The organism is Flavobacterium luteolum, assembly GCF_027111275.1.
Classification (GTDB): Bacteria; Bacteroidota; Bacteroidia; order Flavobacteriales; family Flavobacteriaceae; genus Flavobacterium; species Flavobacterium luteolum.
This window is the reverse complement of sequence record NZ_CP114286.1, coordinates 356,491-376,265: the sequence shown is the minus strand read 5'-3', so window position 1 is coordinate 376,265 and position 19,775 is coordinate 356,491. Positions and strand designations below refer to the sequence as shown.

The 19,775-nt window shown below is 33.2% G+C and carries 19 protein-coding genes; 14 read left to right on the top strand and 5 right to left on the bottom strand.

What is annotated here, in order from left to right; translation table 11 throughout:
* Window positions 1-2 precede the first annotated feature (2 nt).
* Both ggt and OZP10_RS01330 read right to left on the bottom strand, forming a co-directional pair.
* Complete coding sequence (gene ggt / locus OZP10_RS01335; protein ID WP_281633169.1) at window positions 3-1,691, bottom strand: gamma-glutamyltransferase; 1,689 nt, start codon at window positions 1,689-1,691, stop codon at window positions 3-5.
* Between the two features lie 21 nt (window positions 1,692-1,712).
* Entirely contained in the window at window positions 1,713-2,297 is a 585-nt protein-coding gene (locus OZP10_RS01330) for an acyl carrier protein phosphodiesterase (protein WP_281633168.1), read from the bottom strand.
* Between the two features lie 205 nt (window positions 2,298-2,502).
* On the opposite strand from OZP10_RS01330, the gene glmM reads away from it, so the two are divergent.
* Window positions 2,503-3,891, top strand: a complete 1,389-nt coding sequence (gene glmM, locus OZP10_RS01325) for a phosphoglucosamine mutase (RefSeq protein ID WP_281633167.1) — start codon at window positions 2,503-2,505, stop codon at window positions 3,889-3,891.
* Window positions 3,892-3,984: 93 nt separating this feature from the next.
* On the opposite strand, the gene OZP10_RS01320 is transcribed toward glmM, so the two are convergent.
* Window positions 3,985-4,857, bottom strand: a complete 873-nt coding sequence (locus OZP10_RS01320) for a lysophospholipid acyltransferase family protein (protein WP_281633166.1) — start codon at window positions 4,855-4,857, stop codon at window positions 3,985-3,987.
* A gap of 120 nt (window positions 4,858-4,977) precedes the next feature.
* Between OZP10_RS01320 and OZP10_RS01315 the strand changes: the two genes are divergently transcribed.
* Both OZP10_RS01315 and OZP10_RS01310 read left to right on the top strand, forming a co-directional pair.
* Complete coding sequence (locus OZP10_RS01315) at window positions 4,978-5,616, top strand: rhomboid family intramembrane serine protease (protein ID WP_281633165.1); 639 nt, start codon at window positions 4,978-4,980, stop codon at window positions 5,614-5,616.
* Window positions 5,617-5,667: 51 nt separating this feature from the next.
* Window positions 5,668-6,360, top strand: a complete 693-nt coding sequence (locus OZP10_RS01310) for an SIMPL domain-containing protein (protein ID WP_281633164.1) — start codon at window positions 5,668-5,670, stop codon at window positions 6,358-6,360.
* 87 nt (window positions 6,361-6,447) lie between these two features.
* On the opposite strand, the gene OZP10_RS01305 is transcribed toward OZP10_RS01310, so the two are convergent.
* Window positions 6,448-7,818 (bottom strand): sensor histidine kinase, encoded by a 1,371-nt coding sequence (locus OZP10_RS01305; RefSeq protein WP_281633163.1) that lies wholly within the window; start codon window positions 7,816-7,818, stop codon window positions 6,448-6,450.
* A gap of 258 nt (window positions 7,819-8,076) precedes the next feature.
* On the opposite strand from OZP10_RS01305, the gene OZP10_RS01300 reads away from it, so the two are divergent.
* Entirely contained in the window at window positions 8,077-9,066 is a 990-nt protein-coding gene (locus OZP10_RS01300) for a YheT family hydrolase (RefSeq protein WP_281633162.1), read from the top strand.
* Window position 9,067: 1 nt separating this feature from the next.
* Here the strand turns inward: OZP10_RS01300 and OZP10_RS01295 are convergent, their stop codons facing one another.
* Window positions 9,068-9,835, bottom strand: a complete 768-nt coding sequence (locus OZP10_RS01295; protein ID WP_281633161.1) for a DUF2490 domain-containing protein — start codon at window positions 9,833-9,835, stop codon at window positions 9,068-9,070.
* A gap of 286 nt (window positions 9,836-10,121) precedes the next feature.
* Here OZP10_RS01295 and OZP10_RS01290 point away from each other — a divergent pair, with 286 nt between their 5' ends.
* From OZP10_RS01290 to OZP10_RS01245, 10 genes are all read left to right on the top strand, one after another.
* Window positions 10,122-10,745 carry a TetR/AcrR family transcriptional regulator gene (locus OZP10_RS01290; RefSeq protein WP_281633160.1) on the top strand — a complete coding sequence of 208 codons (624 nt, stop codon included), beginning with the start codon at window positions 10,122-10,124 and terminating at the stop codon, window positions 10,743-10,745.
* Window positions 10,746-10,773: 28 nt separating this feature from the next.
* Window positions 10,774-12,012 carry a TolC family protein gene (locus OZP10_RS01285; RefSeq protein WP_281633159.1) on the top strand — a complete coding sequence of 413 codons (1,239 nt, stop codon included), beginning with the start codon at window positions 10,774-10,776 and terminating at the stop codon, window positions 12,010-12,012.
* Window positions 12,013-12,023: 11 nt separating this feature from the next.
* Window positions 12,024-12,926 (top strand): HlyD family secretion protein, encoded by a 903-nt coding sequence (locus OZP10_RS01280; protein ID WP_281633158.1) that lies wholly within the window; start codon window positions 12,024-12,026, stop codon window positions 12,924-12,926.
* An 11-nt stretch (window positions 12,927-12,937) separates the two neighbouring features.
* A complete protein-coding gene (locus tag OZP10_RS01275) occupies window positions 12,938-13,888 on the top strand; it encodes an ABC transporter ATP-binding protein (RefSeq protein WP_281633157.1) in 951 nt (316 codons plus the stop codon).
* The gene (locus OZP10_RS01270) at window positions 13,878-14,621 is read left to right on the top strand and encodes an ABC transporter ATP-binding protein (protein ID WP_281633156.1); all 744 of its coding nucleotides are present in this window, start codon (window positions 13,878-13,880) and stop codon (window positions 14,619-14,621) included. The genes OZP10_RS01275 and OZP10_RS01270 overlap by 11 nt, the downstream gene beginning before the upstream one ends.
* 1 nt (window position 14,622) lies before the next feature.
* Window positions 14,623-15,729 (top strand): ABC transporter permease, encoded by a 1,107-nt coding sequence (locus OZP10_RS01265; protein ID WP_281634784.1) that lies wholly within the window; start codon window positions 14,623-14,625, stop codon window positions 15,727-15,729.
* On the top strand, window positions 15,726-16,850 hold the full coding sequence (locus OZP10_RS01260; RefSeq protein ID WP_281633155.1) for an ABC transporter permease: 1,125 nt from the start codon (window positions 15,726-15,728) through the stop codon (window positions 16,848-16,850). The genes OZP10_RS01265 and OZP10_RS01260 overlap by 4 nt, the downstream gene beginning before the upstream one ends.
* Before the next feature lie 267 nt (window positions 16,851-17,117).
* Window positions 17,118-17,429, top strand: coding sequence for a hypothetical protein (locus OZP10_RS01255; RefSeq protein WP_281633154.1), 312 nt, complete (start codon window positions 17,118-17,120; stop codon window positions 17,427-17,429).
* Between the two features lie 200 nt (window positions 17,430-17,629).
* On the top strand, window positions 17,630-18,466 hold the full coding sequence (locus OZP10_RS01250) for a hypothetical protein (RefSeq protein WP_281633153.1): 837 nt from the start codon (window positions 17,630-17,632) through the stop codon (window positions 18,464-18,466).
* Between the two features lie 30 nt (window positions 18,467-18,496).
* Window positions 18,497-19,534, top strand: coding sequence for a hypothetical protein (locus OZP10_RS01245; RefSeq protein ID WP_281633152.1), 1,038 nt, complete (start codon window positions 18,497-18,499; stop codon window positions 19,532-19,534).
* Window positions 19,535-19,775: the final 241 nt, after the last annotated feature.

Genomic DNA, 19,775 nt, shown 5'->3' with positions numbered 1-19,775 from the left:
TATTAAAAACCAACGGCTTTATCGTCGCCTCTAAAGTCAGCTCCTCCTTCTAATTTATTGTCAGGTAAAACCAAAATAGCATCTACTTTTCCTATAATTGGAGTTGGTTTTTCGTTGATAATGTAACTTTTAGCTTTAAGGTTATCTATGGTTTTGGATGCAAAAGTATTAGGCTCGAAAGTAATTAAATCTGGAAGCCACTGATGATGAAAACGCGGAGCATTAACTGCTTCTTGCATACTTAAATTATATTCGTAAACGTTTAAAATAGTCTGCAAAACTGAAGTTATAATAGTTGAACCTCCTGGTGTTCCAACTACCATAAAAAGTTTTCCGTTTTTTTCTACAATTGTTGGCGTCATAGAACTTAGCATTCGTTTTTGTGGAGCAATGCTGTTGGCTTCATTTCCAACCAGACCAAACATATTTGGAGAACCAGGTTTAGCACTAAAATCGTCCATTTCATTGTTTAAAAAGAAACCAAGTTCATCACAATAATATTTAGAACCATAACCATCATTTAAGGTTGTTGTCGCAGCAATAGCATTTCCGAATTGGTCTACAATCGAATAATGTGTAGTTTCAGTACTTTCGGCATAATTTACTTTTCCTTCTTTTATTTCGCTAGACAAAGTTGCTTTTTCCGGATTAAAACTAGCCATTCTTTCACGAAGATAGTTTTCATTTAATAATTCTTTCATCGGAATTTTGACAAAATCTGGATCGCCTAAAAAATAACTCCTATCGGCATAAGCTCTTCTTTCAGCTTCGACAATTACCTGAATTGCTTCTGCAGAATTATGTCCCATTTTGGCTAAATCATAGGGCTCTAGCATTTTTAAGATTTGAGCCAGACAGATTCCGCCGCTGCTTGGCGGAGCCATTGAAGTGATTTTTAAATCTTTATAAGTAAATTGTAAAGGTTTTCTCCATTTGGCTTCATATTTGGCTAAATCTTGCATGGTAATAATACCGCCTTTTTCCTTAAGATAATTGACTAAGATTTTTGCCGTTTCACCTTTATAAAATTCGTTTCTTCCTTTTTTCTGAATTCTTTTTAAAGTTTTGGCTAAAGCTGGATATTTGATGGTATCGTTTTCTTTGTAAGCTTTTGATGCTGGAGAATCCTCTCCGTTTATTTTTACAATGCTTTCATGATAATCCTTTAAGCTTTTCTCTTGTTTTTTGGTCACTACAACACCTCTTTCTGCCAAAGCAATTACGGGCTCAAGAATTTTAGAAATAGGCATTGTACCGTATTTTTTATGTACAGCAAAAACACCTGCAATAGTTCCTGGTACACCAATGGCAAGTGCTGTTTGAGTGCTTTTTCCTTTTATAACATTTCCTTCACTATCTAAAAACATATCTTTTGTAGCAGCTAGCGGCGCTTTTTCGCGATAATCCAAAGAACCGACTTCGCCATTTGCTTTTCTATACACCATAAATCCGCCACCGCCGATGTTTCCCGCAAACGGAAAAGCAACTGCAAGAGCTAACTCTGTTCCAACCATAGCATCAAAAGCATTTCCGCCTTTTTTCATAATATCAGAACCAATTTTTGAAGCTTCTTCGCGAGCCGAAACTACCATCGCTTTTGTAACTACCAATCCAGTCGGATTTGGAGCTGTCTGTTGTGCATTACTGCTGCTTATATATAAAAGGGCGATTAAAATCGTAATTTTTTTCATGTGTAATAAAATTAAATTGACTTAAAGAGAGAGTAGTTTTTCTTGAGCCTTCTTTCTCATTTCCTCAAAAAAAAGTGTGAATTCTTCTTCAAATTCGTCATAAAATTCAGTAAGCTCTTCAACGGCATACTGCATCTGCGAAATATTTTTAGATCTTCTATCCATTTGAGTCAAAATATTCTGGATTCCTTCAGTGGTTCGATAACTCAAAAGCCAGTTCCTTTCAATCATATACGGCATTAAACCTTGTGTTTTTTCGGTTAAAATATCATAATTATCATGTAAGGAATTGTAAAAACGTTTCACAAAAAGCGCTAATTCTTCATCAGAATATTGTGTCCAGTTTTTAGCTAAGAAATGATCGTAAACGATATCTACAATAACTCCCGCATAATGATGGTATCGCTCATGAAGACGTTTAGTGCTTTTTCTAAAGATATCATGAGAATCGGTATAAGTGTCAATGAATCGATGCAGTAGAATTCCCTTTTGGACATCTTCAGGAAAATGTTCAAACTGCTTACCGCGAATTCCATCCGCCATAAAATTCCCGATTTTAATTAAATCATTGTCTCCAGAAAGATATATATGGGCTAAGAAATTCATTTTTTAAAGTTTCTAAGAATCTAAATGCCGTAAAGATTCTAAGTTATTTAGTAAATGTATAAAAACTTTTTTAAATCATTTTGTTATAAAAACAACAAGATGCAAGTAGGTTCTTACAGGTTAAATTTAAAATCTTAGAAACTTAGCACCTTAGTAACTCAGTAACTTTTTTATATTTGTAAAAAAATAACCCTAACTCATTAAAATGACTCTAATAAAATCTATTTCTGGAATCCGCGGAACGATCGGAGGAAAAGTAGGAGATAATTTAACTCCTGTTGATGCTGTAAAATTTGCATCGGCATACGGAACTTTCTTAAAAAATAATATTGCTAAAGATAAATTGACAGTTGTAATTGGCCGTGATGCTAGAATTTCTGGACCAATGATTCATAATTTAGTAGTTAATACTTTGATTGGTTTAGGAATCGATGTGATTGATCTTGGACTTTCTACGACGCCAACTGTTGAAGTAGCTGTTCCTTTGGAAAAAGCTGACGGCGGAATTATCTTAACAGCATCTCATAATCCAAAACAATGGAATGCTTTAAAATTATTAAATGCTAAAGGTGAGTTTTTAAGCGGAGCCGACGGAGCAAAAATACTTGAAATTGCTGAAGCTGAAGCTTTTGATTTTTCTGACGTGGATAGTTTAGGTGAAGTTATTTCTAATGACGCTTACATGGATATTCATATCGATGAAGTTTTAAACTTGCCATTGGTAGATATCGAAGTAGTAAAAGAAGCTAAATTTAAAGTGGTGGTTGATGGTGTAAATTCTTCTGGAGGAATTATTATTCCGAAACTGCTAAAATTAATGGGAGTTGAAGTGGTTGAATTGTACTGCGAACCAAACGGACATTTCCCGCACAACCCAGAACCATTAAAAGAACATTTAACTGATATTTCTGAATTGGTGGTAAAAGAAAAAGCTGATTTTGGAATTGTGGTAGATCCAGATGTAGATCGTTTGGCTTTTATCAGTGAAGACGGTGAAATGTTTGGTGAAGAATATACTTTGGTTGCCTGTGCAGATTATGTTTTGAGCAAAACTCCAGGAAACACAGTTTCTAATATGTCATCTTCTCGTGCTTTAAGAGATGTTACTAAAGCGCATGGCGGAAGCTACGAAGCAAGTGCCGTAGGAGAGGTGAATGTGGTAGAATTAATGAAGAAAAACAATGCGATTATTGGTGGTGAAGGTAACGGTGGAATTATCTATCCTGAGTTGCACTACGGACGTGATAGTTTGGTTGGAGTTGCCTTATTTTTAACGCATTTAGCAAATAAAAAAATGCCGGTTTCTGCTTTGAGAGCTTCTTATCCAGAATATTACATGAGTAAGAATAAAATTGAATTGACTCCGCAAATTGATGTTGATGCGATTTTAACTCAAATGACAGAGAAATACAAAAACGAAGATATTTCGACAATTGACGGTGTAAAAATTGATTTTGCCACAGAATGGGTTCATTTAAGAAAATCAAACACAGAACCAATTATTCGTATTTATACTGAAGCGCCTTCTCAAGATGCAGCAGATAAATTAGCACTAAGAATTATTGATGAGATTAAAGTAATTGCTGGAATCTAAAATTTCAGTTTCTTAATAAATAAAGCCTCTTTTGAAAGTTTCAAAAGAGGCTTCTTAGTTTTATGAGTTTAGCTTTTAATTTCTTTTAAGATATTACTTAACTCTGTGTTTCCATCTTTTATGCGTCCATAAGTAGAACTCAGGTTTTGCAAGAATTTGTTTCTCGACTTCTTTTAAATACATTTCTGTAATCTGGAAATCTTCAAAATCTTTCGGATTATCGGCAAGAGAGACGAATGTTGCTTCGTAAAAACCTCTTTTTACTTTTTCTACTTTTACCATTATAACCGCCAAATCGTATTTTTTGGCTAGCATTTCTGCTCCCGTATGCACAGGAACTTCAATTCCCATAAATTTCATCGAATGAAAAATTCTATCCAATTTAGGAGATTGATCGCTTGCTAAACCGTACATGCTTAAAACTCCATTGCGCTGGTTTTGTGCCATTGTTGGAATCGCTTTTCGAGTTTCGATCATCTCTGTATTGTATTTCGAGCGGATTTTTCGAACCAATTTATCAAAATAAGGATTGGCTAGTCTTTTGTAAACAGCAACTCCCTGAAATCCAAGTTTAGGATTTATGGTTAAAAGCCATTCGTAACTGGCATAATGAGAAGCAACTAGAATAACGCTTTTTCCTTTTTTAGCATAATCGCGAACAAGATCAATATTGGTCACCTGAAATCTCCTTTCCATTTCTTCAGGAGACATGCTCATGGTTTTAATCATTTCTAAAAACATATCACACATATGCTTATAGAATTTCTTTTCTATATCTTTTCTTTCAGCATCGCTTAAATGTGGTAAGGTTAAAGCCAAATTTTCTCGAACTACTTTTTTACGGTATCCAATAACTCTATAAACCAGAAAATATACAAAATCTGAGAATAAGTAGAATATCGGAAATGGTAATATAGAGATAAGCCAAAGTAGAGGATAGGCTAAAATATAAACAAGAAACTGCATGTAAATTTTTTTTACAAAGATAAATTAAAAATGATTAACGACTGCTATTTTGCTTTCGTGCTAACTTATCTTTAAGAATGATTATATTTACAATTCTGAATTCACAATATACTATTACTTATGAATATTATTTTAATAGCGATTATCGTTGCGAACGTTGTTATTAGTTACAAAGGATTTAACGATCTTTATTTTTTTAGAAAATACGAATTTCATGTAGGAAGTATTCGCTCTGGAGAACAGATCAGAATGCTGTCTTCGGGCTTTTTGCACGTAGACATGATGCATTTAATTTTTAATATGCTGACTTTGTATTTTTTTGCACCCGTTGTTTTAAACTGGCTCGGAAATTTTTCTTTTGTTCTAGTCTATTTTGGAAGTTTAATTTTCGGAAGTCTTCTTACTATGTTATTCCATAAAAACGATTATAGCTATAGAGCCGTTGGAGCGTCTGGCGCTGTAACCGGAGTTTTGTATTCTGCAATATTGCTGCAGCCTGACATGATGCTAGGAATATTTTTTATCATTCCGATGCCTGCTTACCTTTTCGGAATTTTGTATTTATTGTACTCAATTTATGGAATGAAAGCCAAAAATGACAATATTGGGCATACAGCGCACTTTGGGGGCGCTATAGGGGGGTATTTGATCACTTTGATAAAAATGCCATCATTAATTACAGACCATACAATGATGGTGATCCTCCTTGCAATACCAATTTTGATACTTTTTGGAATGGCAAAATTGGGGAAATTGTAATGTTGGCACAACTTTTGAAAAGTTTCAATTAAATATTAAAATATAACAAAAATGAAAAAACTAGTATTATTTTTAACAATCATGTTTATGACTATGTCTTACGGCCAAGAAATCAAACAAGTTCCTCTAATCAATGTTAATGGGGAAGGAAAAGTAAAAGTAGCACCTGATCAGGTTTGTATTTCAGCTTCGGTTGAAACAAAAGGGAATAATGCTAAAGACGTCAAAAAGCAAAATGACGAAAAGATGGATGCTGTTCTAAAATTCATCAAAAAAATGAATATCCCAACAGCAGATTTTAAAACAAAACAAGTAGCTCTTAATCCGCAGTACGATTATGAGAAAAAGAAAACTTCTTACAATGCTACACAAACTGTAGAAATCGTAGTAAAAGATTTGGCTAAGTATGATGAGTTAATGGAAGGTTTGGTTCAGCAAGGAATCAACAGAATTGACAAAGTTTCTTTTGAAACATCTAAATTAGCGCAATACGAATCTGAAGCTAGAAAACTAGCTATGAAAGATGCTAAAACAAAAGCAGAAGAGTACGTTTCTGTTTTAGGACAAAAAGTAGGTAAGGCGTTTACAATTTCTGACAACTCTCAAATTTACCGTCCACAGCCAATGTATGCTGCTATGAGAATGAAAGAAGCAGACTCAATGGGAGGAGCTGCAAACGAAACTTTAGCAATTGGCGAAATCGAAATTACAGCAAATGTTAGTGTAAGTTTTGTATTAGACTAAACTTTTCTAAATTCTAATATTAAAAATCCAAATTCCAATTCAAACTGGGATTTGGATTTTTTTTTGTTGAAGATTGAAATTTGGATTTTAATTTAAAAGTAGTGGAAGTGTAAATTTAAATGAACTTCCTTTCCCCATTTCACTTTCTACCCAAACGGTTCCTTCATGAATACTTACGAACTCTTTACAAAGCAACAATCCTAGTCCGCTTCCAAGTTCATTTTCTGTTCCTTTCTGCAATACCTTTCCGTTAATTTTAAATAACTTTTCTTTTATCGCGTCTGGAACTCCAATTCCGTTATCTGTAATAGAAATTTCTACTTTTTGATTTGCTTTCAGCAGTTTGACTTTAACCTCGCCGTTTTTGTCCGTAAATTTTATGGCATTGCTCAGCAGATTTCGTAAAATCGTACTGATCATATTTTGGTCAGCTGCCGTTTCTACAAGTTCATCCGATTCAAATAAGATTGAAATATTTTTATTTAAAGCCACATTTTTGCTCAATTCGATATTCTCCTCGATTAAAGCATTTAGCAATATGTTTTTAGGATTAAAAGTAATCATTCCGGTTTGGACACGCGACCATTCCAATAAGTTTTCAAGCAATTTGTAAATGTTCTTATTTGAATCATGCAGCATTTCCGATATTTCCTTAATTTCTTCACGGCTGTATTGGTCTATATTTTCAAGCAAAATCTCCGATAATGAAACCGATGATCCTAAAGGACCTCTTAAATCGTGAGAAATAATAGAGAAAAATTGGTTTTTATCGCTTAAAAGCTTTTTGATTTTATTATCCTGTCTTTCTTTCACCAAAAGCAAAAAACCTACGATTCCAATTAAGGTCAAAAGAAATAGGCAAATGCTGTACAAACTATCCAGAGTGTCATTTGAAATAATTAAGTTTTGCGGATAAAGATACCTGTGAACCGCTCTTATTGCGATTAAAACTTCAAATGCCATATAACACATAACATAAAAAGTCTTAAAAAAGCTTTTTTCTTTTTCTGTAAAATAAGTTATAGTAGGCAATAAATAAATGGCAAATATACCAACGCCACCAATAATTACTCGAGTATTCATGCTTGCATCAAAAAGCGTAGCAATATTAAAAAATAATATTGCCACAGTGGTAATGGCAATCTGGATCTGAAAAAGCCTTTTTGCTTGCGCTTTAATGAGCGATAACATGGCGATCGTTTCAAAGCAGCAGGCTCCAAAAATCATGGAATTGGCAATATTGATAGAAACAAAATCTGGAATGATATTGCGTAAAAGAGCCATTATCCAAGCGAGCGTAAGTATTAATTTGCCTAACCCAAACCATTTTAGTATTTTCTTATTATCGCTAGTGGCATACGAAAAAGAAAAACTAAAAATAAGGATGCAGGTAAAAAAATTACCCCAGAAATAAAGTTGAAAAATAGTTTTTGGATCTACTTGTAAAAGTTCAAACATTTATTGGATTTTGCTTTTTAGAAATCGATTTTACAAATATACGAATAAAGTAAACATTCAAACCCGCGATGAGCGTACGTAGAGCGCTGTTTCTCTATATTTAACAGTTAATTTTTAGTTGAATCTGTTTTTGTATTCTAAGGTTTTTTTAAATTTACATAGAGATAAATTATCTGAAAAGAGAGAAAAATAAAATTAAGAATAAAATTACATATTGATTTCTTAGATTTGTAATAAGTACCATAAAAACGCTTTGTTATGCCACTAATTGAACAATCAGAATATATTTCTCCTTCTATTATTCATCGCAATAGGCATGTTTCTACTATTTATGCTGCTTTGTTTAAAAAATTTGAAGTTCCCAAATATACAAGAGATAAACATGAGTTAAATGACGGTGATTTTATCAATATCGATTATATTTTAAATGATTCTAAGAAAGCAGTTATTTTATGCCACGGCTTAGAAGGAGATTCGCGCAGAACGTATAATAACAGTTGTGCGGCCTATTTTCTGCAAAAAGGTTTTTCGGTTTTTGCATGGAACAATCGTACTTGTGGCGGAGAAATGAATCGTCTTCCGAGATTGTATCATCATGGCGCAATTGACGATCTTGATGAAGTGGTTCAGTTTGCATTGCAAAAAGGATTTGAAGATATTTATTTAATAGGATATTCAATGGGAGGTGTTCAGCTTCTTAATTATTTAGGATGGACAAAAATCGATGAACGTATAAAAGCAGCGGTTTCTATTTCCGTTCCTACTCATATTGCGACAAGCGCAGAAGTGCTTAAGCAAGGTTTTAACAGAGTGTATCTAAAGAATTTTACTATAGATATTAAAAAGAAACTGAAATATAAAGCAGCGCAATTTCCCGATTTCATCAACCGTGATCAAATTGATAATATTTCAACTTTTGATGAAGTAGATCAATATTTTACGGCTCCTTTGCATGGATTTGCTAGCCGTGATGATTATTACGAACGTGTTTCTCCAGAGTTTTCACTTAAAGATATTACTACTCCAGTTTTGATTATAAATTCGCTAGACGATCCTTTTTTGGGCGAAAGATGCTATCCGAGAACTATCGCCAAAAACAGTGCATTTGTTTATCTGGAAACTCCAAAATATGGTGGACATTGTGCTTTTCCACTTCGTGATTCTGAATATTCTTATGCCGAGAAAAGAGCTTTTGAGTTTTTTGAATCTTTTAAATCTAATGATACTTTTAATTTAGAAAATCTTTAATTTATTCATCTCCAGAATTCTCAATCTCAGAAGGTGCTTTTTTTCTAATGCTGGTACTCAGATAAAAAAACAATCGTATCGTGTGATTCATATCATATTGATAGCCAGAATATTTTTGCTGATAGACATTCATATATCCAAAATCATAACTCCATTTCGGATTGATATTTTTTTTGATTCCGATAAAAAATCGGTTTTGATCAAAAGTATTGTAAACAACTTCTTCTCCAAAATGCAGCAAAATTTCATCTGAAAGAACCATTTGAGGCCACGATTTTTTATCAGAAATTCGGAAAGTGAAACTCATCAGATAGCGAATTCTATCGGTAAAGCGCCAATCGCCGCTGGATTTATCATTGACGATTTTTTCCTGCCAGCGCTGTTCATTTCGCAAACGCTGCAAAATGCTTACATTTCCAAATTTTGTATTTAACTGAGCCTGCTGATAAATCCTGTTTTCATCTGAAAAAGTACTCCAATCGGGATTTGATGGAGCAAGCCACATGTGCGCATATCCTAGATTTAGAGAAATGTTTGAATTTGGTATATAACTGATACCGCCTCTTATAAAATAAAAACTCGGATCGGAAACAAAATCATTCCGTCTGATATGAAAATCACCAATCACACCCCAATGGTCTGCAAATTTGGTAACCGTATTGATAGAAACCCAAGTCTGAAGCTGTTGGTTAATGTCTTTTTTTTGAGTTTGTCCTAATGTGCTTAAAGAGAACAATATAATTAGCAATCTGATAAAATTGTTTTTCATATTAAAAACGCTAGAAATTAGTAAAAAACAAATTTCTTTTGAATCAGTCTAAGGCAATTATGGAAACAATTAGTATAAGTAAAGATATTGTTTTTTAATGAGAATATTCGAATTAAATATAAAGTTTAATACTCTTTAAATCAGTATTTTGTGTTTTTGTTTTTGGAATTTAAAAATGTTTTTGGCTTACTGATTTTACACATTAATCAAAATATTTAATCATTTGATTAAAATTATTGTTTAAAGTTTTTTAAAATAATTTATATTTGTATGTAAATCATTAGAAATGAGTGTTTCAGAGAAAAAAGATTCAACCACAGAAGAAAAAATAAAAACGGCGGCCAAAACTGTTTTTTATAAAAAAGGCTTTTCAGCAACCCGAACGAGAGATATTGCTGAAGAAGCCGATTTGAATCTTGCTTTGCTTAATTATTATTTTAGAAGTAAGGCTAAACTTTTTGAAATCATAATGACCGAAACTTTATCTGGTTTTATAGAAAGTATGAAAGTGATTTTGAATGATGAAAAAACTTCTTTGGAGCAAAAAGTGCAAATTATTGCCGAGCGATATATTGATTTCATCAGCGTAGAACCAGAAATTCCAACCTTTATTTTAACTGAAATCCGCAATAATCCAGAAGGACTTTTAAAAAGACTGCCAATTAAAGAAATTGTGAATGAATCGTTTTTTATTCAGCAATTCCAGAAAGCAGTTCAAAATAAAGAAATAGCAGAGCCGAATCCGTTGCATTTTATAATGAATGTAATGGGATTAGTTGTTTTTCCATTTATAGCAAAACCAATCATTATGGGAAGTAAAAATCTTGAAATTTCTCAGTTTCATGCTTTAATGCAAGAGCGTAAGAAAAAAATTCCAATATGGATTAAAATGATGTTTACAGCTGTCTAATACTAACTAGAAGTTAATTTTATATACGATGAGGAAATTATACTTTAAATATATAGGAATCTTGTTCTTTATAACTTCACAGGCACAGACTTTGACAATTGATCAGAGTTATCAGCTTGCCGTTGAAAATTATCCTTTAATCAAACAATATGAGCTAATAGAAAAAAGTAAAGAATATACTTTGAGTAATGCGAATAAAGCCTATTTGCCTCAGATAAGCTTAACTGCTATTGAAGGATATGTTTTTGGAGATTTTCCAAGTTTGGGCGGTTCTGGTAATGACAGCAAATTTAAGTTTATTGGTCTCGGGCAAGTCAATCAAGTTATTTGGGATGGAGGTGCTACTAAGACACAGAAAAAGATAATTAATGCCTCTTCAGAGATTGATAAAGCGTCTGTAGAAGTTTCGCTTTACGATTTACGTTCTAGGGTAAATCAGCTTTATTTTGGCGTATTGCTTATAGACGAGCAATTGAAACAGCTACAGATACAAAACAGTATTATTGCCAATAATATTGATAAAGTTAGAAAACTTCATGAAAATGGTTTGGCATACAAAACCGATGTCGATGAAATGAAAGCCGAACAGCTTAATCTCAGCAGACAGAAAAAAGACTTTGAGTATACTAAATCGGGCTATCAAACCATGCTTTCTTATTTGATTGGGAAAAATATCAATCAGGAAAAATTGGGAAAACCTTTAAATTCTTCCAGTATTGACACCATAATCAAACGTCCCGAGCAGCAGCTTTTTGCCAATCAGCGTAATCTGGTAAATGCACAATCCGATATGCAGAAAGTAAGTCTTATGCCCAAAGTTGGATTACTAGGAGCGGGTATCGCATTGGCACCAGGAATTAATTTAGGCGCTAATAAAATTTCTACGGTTGGCGTTGCCGGATTAAGCGTTGGATGGGACGTAAACGGGCTGTATAAAAACTCCAATGAAAAACAGCTGAAAGAGCAGAATTTGAAAAAAATAGAATTGCAGGAAGAAACATTTTTATTTAATACGAGATTTCAAATGAATCAAAAAACAGCAGATATCGAAAGACAAAAAGCCATTTTGAAAGACGATGATGAAATTGTAAAACTTCGTCAGACTATTCGCGAAGGATATCAGCTGAAATATGACACTGGCGCTGGTCCGTTGATCGATTTGCTGAATGCAACCGAAAAAGAGGGAAATGCACGTGCAGAAAAAGCATTGCACGAAATTCAATTGCTTATGACAGAATACGAGTATCAGACAATCAAAGGAAATTAATACTATACATTATGAAAAAGATAAAGCTTTTATATTTTCTTATTCCAGCAATATTCATGTTTTCCTGCAATGATAAAGAAAATGATTTTGATGCTTCAGGTTCTTTTGAAGCTGTTGAAACCATTCTGTCAGCAGAAGCAAATGGGCAGATTTTACAATTAAATGTAGAAGAAGGTCAGCAATTAGAAGCAGGACAAAAAGTAGGTTTTATAGACAGTACACAGCTTGCTATAAACAAAATGCAATTAAGGCAGAATGAAAAAGCGATTCTTAGCGGTAGGCCACAAATACAAATTCAGACCGAAAGTTTAAAAAGACAGCTTGATAATGCCATTTTAGACCGAAATAGAACTGAAAAATTGGTAAAAGGCGGAGTGGCTTCTCAAAAACAATTAGATGATATAAATTCTAAAGTCGCTGCTCTACAAGCTCAGATAAAGGCTCAGAAAAGTTCATTGGAAACTACAAATGAAAACTTGACTCAACAAGGAAATACGGTTGGAGTTCAGTTAAAAGGAATTGAAGATCAATTGAGTAAAAGTGTAATTGTGAATCCGATAAAAGGAACCGTTTTGGCAAAATATGCAGAACAGTATGAAATGGCGGTAATTGGAAAACCGTTATATAAAATTGCAAATCTAGAAACGCTCGACTTGAGAGCTTATATTACAGGAACACAATTGCCTCAAATAAAAATGGGACAGCAGGTAAAAGTGCGTATTGATCAAGGCGAAAAGAAATACAAAGAATATCAGGGAACAATTGGCTGGATTTCCGACAAATCGGAGTTTTCTCCAAAAACGATTCCGACAAAAGACGAACGCGCCAACTTGGTTTATGCCATAAAAGTAAGGGTGAAAAATGATGGATATTTGAAAATTGGTATGTACGGAGAAGTCCTTTGGTCCAAATAAAACAATAATTTATGCCGGCAGTTATATTAAAAAATATTACTAAAAAGTATGGTGATTTTGTCGCTGTAGATGAGGTGTCTTTTGAAGTGAAGAAAGGAGAACTTTTTGGGCTAATTGGCCCAGATGGTGCAGGAAAAACTTCAATCTTTCGAATCTTAACCACATTGCTTTTAGCTGAAGGAGGCACAGCAACTGTTGAAGGTCATGATGTTGTAAAAGAGTTTCAGGAAATTAGAAATAAAGTGGGCTATATGCCAGGTAAATTTTCCTTATATCAGGATTTGACAGTAAAAGAAAACCTAGAATTTTTTGCCACTATTTTCGGTACTACAATTGAAGAAAATTATGATCTGATTAAAGATATTTACGATCAGATAAAACCTTTTAATGACAGACGTGCTGGAAAACTTTCGGGAGGAATGAAACAAAAATTGGCTTTATGCTGTGCGTTAATTCATAAACCTGAAGTATTATTTCTAGATGAACCCACTACTGGTGTTGATGTAGTTTCAAGAAGTGAGTTTTGGGAAATGCTGGCAAAACTTAAAAAGCAAAATATCACAATTGTAGTGTCAACTCCTTACATGGATGAAGCAAAATTATGCGACCGCATTGCTCTTATTCAAAACGGAAAAATAATGACAGTCGATGAGCCGCAGCAAATTATAAAAAGTTTTCCTAAAACGCTTTTTGCGGTTAAAGCAAAGAATATTTACAAGCTTTTACAAAATCTTAGAACTGAAAAAGAAATCGAGAATTGTGATGCTTTTGGAGAATTTCTTCATCTTACTTTAGTCTCAGAAAAAGCAGATGAAGAAAAAATTAAAACGATCGCTCAAAAATACAATCCAGAAGATTTAGAAGTAAAAAAAACAGAACCTACTATTGAGGACAGTTTTATTCGTCTAATGCGAGAACAAGACAATTCTAGAGAACCAAAAGAAATGCTAGATGGAAAATAAAGCTATAATTTGTAAAGATCTAACCAAGCAATTTGGAGATTTCAAAGCAGTTGATAAAATTAGTTTTGAAGTGAATGAAGGCGAGATTTTTGGTTTTTTAGGTGCCAATGGTGCAGGAAAAACAACTGCGATGCGAATTCTCTGCGGACTTTCTTTTCCAACTTCTGGAGAAGCTCATGTGGCTGGATTTGATGTTTACAAACAGCAGGAAAAAATCAAGAAGAATATTGGTTATATGAGTCAGAAGTTTTCGCTGTATGATAATCTGACTATTTTGGAGAATATTGAATTTTTTGCCGGCGTTTATGGAGTTTCAAGATCTGAAATTAAAGAAAGAAGCAAGGATCTGATTTTGACTTTAGGACTGGAAAAAGAGGCGAAAAAAGTGGTTGGAGGATTGCCTTTAGGATGGAAACAAAAATTGGCTTTTTCTGTTGCAGTTTTTCATCGTCCTAAAATTGTTTTTTTGGACGAACCCACAGGAGGCGTTGATCCAATAACAAGACGTCAGTTTTGGGAAATGATTTATCAGGCGGCAGCTGACGGAATTACGGTTTTTGTCACCACGCATTATATGGATGAAGCCGAATATTGTGATAGAATCAGTATAATGGTTGATGGGCGTGTAGCAGCAATAGATTCTCCATCGGCCTTAAAAAAACGCTTCAATGCCGTTTCTATGGATGAGGTTTTTTATGAATTGGCGCGAAATGCCAAAAGAACATCAGATTAGTATGAAAAGATTATTGGCTTTTATCCGAAAAGAATTTTATCATGTTTTCAGAGATCAAAGAACGCTTTTGATTCTCTTTGGACTTCCTGTTGTTCAGATTATTCTTTTTGGTTTTGCTTTGAGCAGTGAAGTCAAGAATATCGGAATTGCCATTCAGGATAATTCACACGATCTTCATACTGAAAAAATGATAAGAAAGATACAGTCCAGTTCTTATTTTCATGTCGAAAATCCGATCTTGAATTACAATGATATTGAAAACAGATTTAAAGATGGAACGATAAAATGTGCAGTTATTTTTCCATCCAATTTTGGTTCAGATGTGCAGCGTCTTGGAGGAGCAAAAATTCAGGTAATTGCAGATGCATCAGACCCCAATACGGCAACAATTGTGACCAATTATCTGAACGCCATTATTAGAGATTATCAGCAGGAACTAAATCCGTCTGCGAAATTAAATTATCAAATAATTCCTGAGTTAAGACAGCTTTATAACGAAGAGCAAAACGGTTCGCTTAATTTTATTCCAGGCGTAATTGCCTTGATTTTTATGATTGTTAGCACAGCTTTGACTTCTGTTGCTGTTGTGCGTGAAAAAGAGTTAGGAACTATGGAAATTTTACTTGTGTCGCCTTTCAGTCCCATAATGGTTCTAATCGCTAAAGCAATTCCGTATTTAGTGCTTTCTATAATCAATTTCATCTTGATTATTCTTCTTTCGGTATATCTGCTGGATGTAGAAATTAAAGGGAGTTTCTTGCTTCTTTTTGCAGAGAGTATTTTGTTTATTATCACTTGTCTTTCTCTTGGTTTGCTTATCTCAAACGTAACCGATTCGCAACAGACCGCAATGCTTATATCCATGATGGGAATGATGCTGCCAACTTTACTGCTTACAGGATTTATGTTTCCGTTAGAAAATATGCCTTGGATATTTCAGGCTATTTCTCATTTAATTCCGTCTCATTATTACTATATCATTGTAAAAGCTGTAATGCTCAAAGGTTTGGGGTTTTCTTACATCTGGAAGGAAACTTTAATATTGGCTGTAATGACTGTTGTATTGCTGACAATATCTTTGAAGAAATTTAAAATTAGACTGTCATGAAAGTGCTGGGTTTTATATTACAGAAAGAATTTCGCCAGATATTTAGAGACAAAACCATACTGGCTATGATGTTTTTTGTTCCGATTTTTCAGCTCATTATTTTGCCTTTGGCTGCTAATTTTGAAGTGAAAAGTGTAAACATTGTTTATGTAGATCACGATCACAGCTCTTATTCTCAAAAATTAATTAATAAAATCGGTTCTTCAGGATATTTTCATATTGTTGGAGCTCCATCTTCTTACCTAGAAGGCTTGGAGTTTATTGAAAGAGAAGATGCGGACTTAATTTTAGAAATTCCTTCTGGATTTGAACGAAACTTGGTAAGAGAAGGCAGTCAGAAAGTAAATATCGCCGCAGACGCCATTAATGGAACGAAATCAAATATCGGAAATGCTTATTTAAATGTTGTCTTGGCAGATTTTAGCAACGATCTTGATATACGGTATAAATTACCGCCACAATCTGCTTCTGTTTCACCATCCTTAATTACTTTGAACAGTACAAATTGGTACAACCCGAGAGCAGAATATAAGTACTATATGGTTCCAGGAATCCTAGTTTTACTCCTCACTTTGATTGGCGGATTTATTACGGCACTAAATATTGTAAAAGAAAAAGAAATTGGTACAATTGAACAGATTAATGTAACGCCAATTCAGAAATGGCAATTTATTCTAGGCAAACTCATTCCTTTTTGGATTGTCGGAATGATTGTATTTACAGTAGGCCTTATCGTAATGTATTTGATTTATGGAATTTTTCCGCAAGGAAGTTTCTTAGTATTATATCTTTTTGCGGGAGTTTATTTAACGGCTCTATTAGGATTAGGACTTTTGATTTCAACATTTGCAGATACACAATTGCAAGCTATGTTTATTGCTTATTTCTTTATGATGATTTTTATGCTCATGAGCGGTTTCTTTACTAGTACCGACAGCATGCCGAATTGGGCAAGAATTTTTTCAGAATTTACTCCTGTTACGCATTTTATAAAAGTGGTTCGGCTTATTGTTTTGAAAGGAAGTGGATTACAAGAAGTGGGGACAGAGCTTCTGTACTTGCTTATTTTCGCCATTGTACTAAATGCATTGGCTATTTATAACTATAGAAAAACAAGTTAAATTAATTTTTAGGAATTTGTTTAAATCAATAGTAAGCGCTTCCTCAGCAAGAAATGTTATAGAAAAACATTGAAAATGATTTTTTTTGATTTTAATTCGTAAGAAAAAAAAGGTAAAATTTAATGTATGATGTTGTATGTTAGTGTATTATCTTTTTCTTTTTACATGTTTTTACATTGTAGTACGGGAAACCGTATTTAAATTATAATTTTAAAAACTACTTTTGTTTTTTTAACATAGAAATAATTACATCTTATGCCCCCAAATATGTATATTTTTTTCTTCTTATTGTTTGTATCGTTATCCTATTCACATACCAAAAGTGCTGCTGTTATCGTAAATACCAGAGCACAAAAGGATAGAATCTTAATTCGCTGGGCTGTTAATTCTCCAATCGAATGGAAGAAAGCAAATAAAAAAGGATTTACAATTACAAGAACTACAGTTTTATGTGACGGAAATGTTCTGTCTCAACCAGAAAAAGTCCATCTTACCTCAAAACCATTAACTCCAGAATCATTAGATTCTATAATTGACTTTGTTCAGAAAGATAATAAGTCTGTCGCAAATCTTAAATGAGGATAATTTTTCTCTGCTAGTGCAAGTATCTTTTTCGTGACCACAAATGAATAGATAAATTATAAAAAGACTGTTGATTACAATAAATGAAAATGATATTGAATAATACTTGAAAATAGAACATCATATTAATAACAGACAATGAATTTTCGTAGTTAAAACGAAAACATTTTTTAAAAACAAAAACTAAAAATTTAAACATGAAAAAAAATCTTTTAACTCTATTAGTAATATTAATTGGAGCATGCAGTTTTGCACAAAAATTAAAAATTGACAAAGGAGAAATACAGCTAGATGAAAAAACAATTGGTTTTGTAGAGGGGAAAAAACCACTTTTTACCATTTTTAGCTTAGATAAAAATTATTCAATTACAGCAGAACTAAAGAAAGCCCCAAACGAAGAGTCTTTGGTATTGCCATGGATTGAACTTAAAGATCTAGCGACAGGAAAAACTAACGAATTAGAATTTAAGAACAAAAGCAGAAAGTTTAGTGCCTTCAATTATGATCGCAGTATTATCTACGAACTATTAGACAGAGGAATGATAGGAGCAGAAGGTTTAAACAAAGAAGCAGTTGAAAGTTTTATCAACGGTGAATCAGCAGGTATAGCCGCAAAACGTTTAGGAGTTCAAGGAGAAGTAGACAACGCTAATAAAATTGCAGATACGTACCAATTAACAATTGATGATTCAGGAACTATTTATAGTGTTAAAGCACAAAATCAAAATCCAGACGACAAAAGAATTGGGTTTGTAAGAGTGACATCACCTTCTTCAAATGGAGATTTAAAATATGAAGTTTTAGACCTTAATAGTAACTTAATCGGAACTTGGTTTGCCAGAGGAGGAATGTTCTCAGGATATGATAAACTTCTGAACGAACAGGTAATCACTTTTGACAAAAAAGTACTGAAAGCAACCTTTGATAATAGAGGAAATCCTATAGGGTATAAAATGAGTAAAGACATTACAGCAATGAATATTGTTAGGGTATTAGTTGGAAATGGCTATACTTTAGGAAGTCAGGCTAAATAAAATAATGAATTAATATATAAAATGGTAAAAATGAGAAAAGGTATTTTATTAGTAGTACTACAGTTTTTTTTAATACTAAGTAGCTGTTCAGGTCCAGAAAGTCAGCCGGGAGGAATGCCCGAAGAAAAAGGGGAAATAAAAGCAGATTACATTACAAGTTTCTTTATCAATGACTTTGTTGTTGGCGCTGATAATACACTTTATAGTATTGGGCAAACTAACGACGAAAAAGGATATTATGTAAGTTTAAAAAAGACTGATCTTGATGGTAAAGAAACTACGCTTAAAAATCTTGATCTTGCAACTTACACATTTGCCAGACTTGCTTTGGCAAACAATGGAGATCTTCTATTGGTTGCAAAAGGGAATAATGAGCCAAATCAGGATAAGATAATGCGTTTCGAAAATAACTTTTCGGAGTTGAACCCATTTTATACTATGAAACCAATAAGTTCTCCATTTGCTAGTAAGATTAATCTTTTTCGTATCTGTAATAATAACGATAATACTTATTTTGTTTTTGACTTGAGTGCAAGAAATATAAAACGAGTTTTACCAGAGTTAAACGGAGATGTTTTTGTTGCTGGTTCGGGTAAAGAAGAAATAAAAGATGGTTCAGGGTTAGAGGCAAGTTTTGCTGCTGTAACAAAAATAATTAGCTTGAATAGTGTTTTGTATTTAATTGATGAAGTTTATGATCCAAGTACAGGGACTTACAAAAACTCTGCGATTAGAAAATTAGAATATGTGAACAATGAGTGGAAAGTAACAACTCTAGTTTCGGTAACAAATGGTGATCATTTTACTGATCTTACTTTTGATACAAAAAATGAATTATACGTTGTGAATGCTGGAAAAGGAATCTTTAAATTAAATCTTCAGAATAATAGTCTGTCTCTTTATAAAGATGGAGATTTAAAAGTTAGAACAGCCGGTAGAGGGGTTTACTCTTCTTTCAAATACACTGAAATGCTTAAGTTTAAAGGGAATGATATTTATTTGCTGGTGTCTGGTAACTTAATTAAAATCTCTGATTTCCAAGCAAAATTTGCAGCTGCAGAAAAATAATATAAAAGAAAGCACTGCGGTTTTGTAAATAACTGCAGCGCTTTAAAATACTCTGAACGAAAAATACTTTATTACTATTTATTGCTTTTACTTCTTGTTATCAAGAAACTGCTATAGCCATAGAAAATGAATTACGACTTCGTATGCTGTCAGGTAAAAACAAAAACCCGTTTGAATATTTTCAAACGGGTTTTTGTTTTCTATAATCTAATTAGGATTTTTCTTAATTAAGTTTTTTTTC

Bases quoted from the DNA above. Each gene is read 5' to 3' on its own strand.
- ggt (WP_281633169.1), bottom strand. From the start codon at position 1,691: ATGAAAAAAATTACGATTTTAATCGCCCTTTTATATATAAGCAGCAGT.
- OZP10_RS01330 (WP_281633168.1), bottom strand. From the start codon at position 2,297: ATGAATTTCTTAGCCCATATATATCTTTCTGGAGACAATGATTTAATT.
- glmM (WP_281633167.1), top strand. From the start codon at position 2,503: ATGACTCTAATAAAATCTATTTCTGGAATCCGCGGAACGATCGGAGGA.
- OZP10_RS01320 (WP_281633166.1), bottom strand. From the start codon at position 4,857: ATGCAGTTTCTTGTTTATATTTTAGCCTATCCTCTACTTTGGCTTATC.
- OZP10_RS01315 (WP_281633165.1), top strand. From the start codon at position 4,978: ATGAATATTATTTTAATAGCGATTATCGTTGCGAACGTTGTTATTAGT.
- OZP10_RS01310 (WP_281633164.1), top strand. From the start codon at position 5,668: ATGAAAAAACTAGTATTATTTTTAACAATCATGTTTATGACTATGTCT.
- OZP10_RS01305 (WP_281633163.1), bottom strand. From the start codon at position 7,818: ATGTTTGAACTTTTACAAGTAGATCCAAAAACTATTTTTCAACTTTAT.
- OZP10_RS01300 (WP_281633162.1), top strand. From the start codon at position 8,077: ATGCCACTAATTGAACAATCAGAATATATTTCTCCTTCTATTATTCAT.
- OZP10_RS01295 (WP_281633161.1), bottom strand. From the start codon at position 9,835: ATGAAAAACAATTTTATCAGATTGCTAATTATATTGTTCTCTTTAAGC.
- OZP10_RS01290 (WP_281633160.1), top strand. From the start codon at position 10,122: ATGAGTGTTTCAGAGAAAAAAGATTCAACCACAGAAGAAAAAATAAAA.
- OZP10_RS01285 (WP_281633159.1), top strand. From the start codon at position 10,774: ATGAGGAAATTATACTTTAAATATATAGGAATCTTGTTCTTTATAACT.
- OZP10_RS01280 (WP_281633158.1), top strand. From the start codon at position 12,024: ATGAAAAAGATAAAGCTTTTATATTTTCTTATTCCAGCAATATTCATG.
- OZP10_RS01275 (WP_281633157.1), top strand. From the start codon at position 12,938: ATGCCGGCAGTTATATTAAAAAATATTACTAAAAAGTATGGTGATTTT.
- OZP10_RS01270 (WP_281633156.1), top strand. From the start codon at position 13,878: ATGGAAAATAAAGCTATAATTTGTAAAGATCTAACCAAGCAATTTGGA.
- OZP10_RS01265 (WP_281634784.1), top strand. From the start codon at position 14,623: ATGAAAAGATTATTGGCTTTTATCCGAAAAGAATTTTATCATGTTTTC.
- OZP10_RS01260 (WP_281633155.1), top strand. From the start codon at position 15,726: ATGAAAGTGCTGGGTTTTATATTACAGAAAGAATTTCGCCAGATATTT.
- OZP10_RS01255 (WP_281633154.1), top strand. From the start codon at position 17,118: ATGTATATTTTTTTCTTCTTATTGTTTGTATCGTTATCCTATTCACAT.
- OZP10_RS01250 (WP_281633153.1), top strand. From the start codon at position 17,630: ATGAAAAAAAATCTTTTAACTCTATTAGTAATATTAATTGGAGCATGC.
- OZP10_RS01245 (WP_281633152.1), top strand. From the start codon at position 18,497: ATGAGAAAAGGTATTTTATTAGTAGTACTACAGTTTTTTTTAATACTA.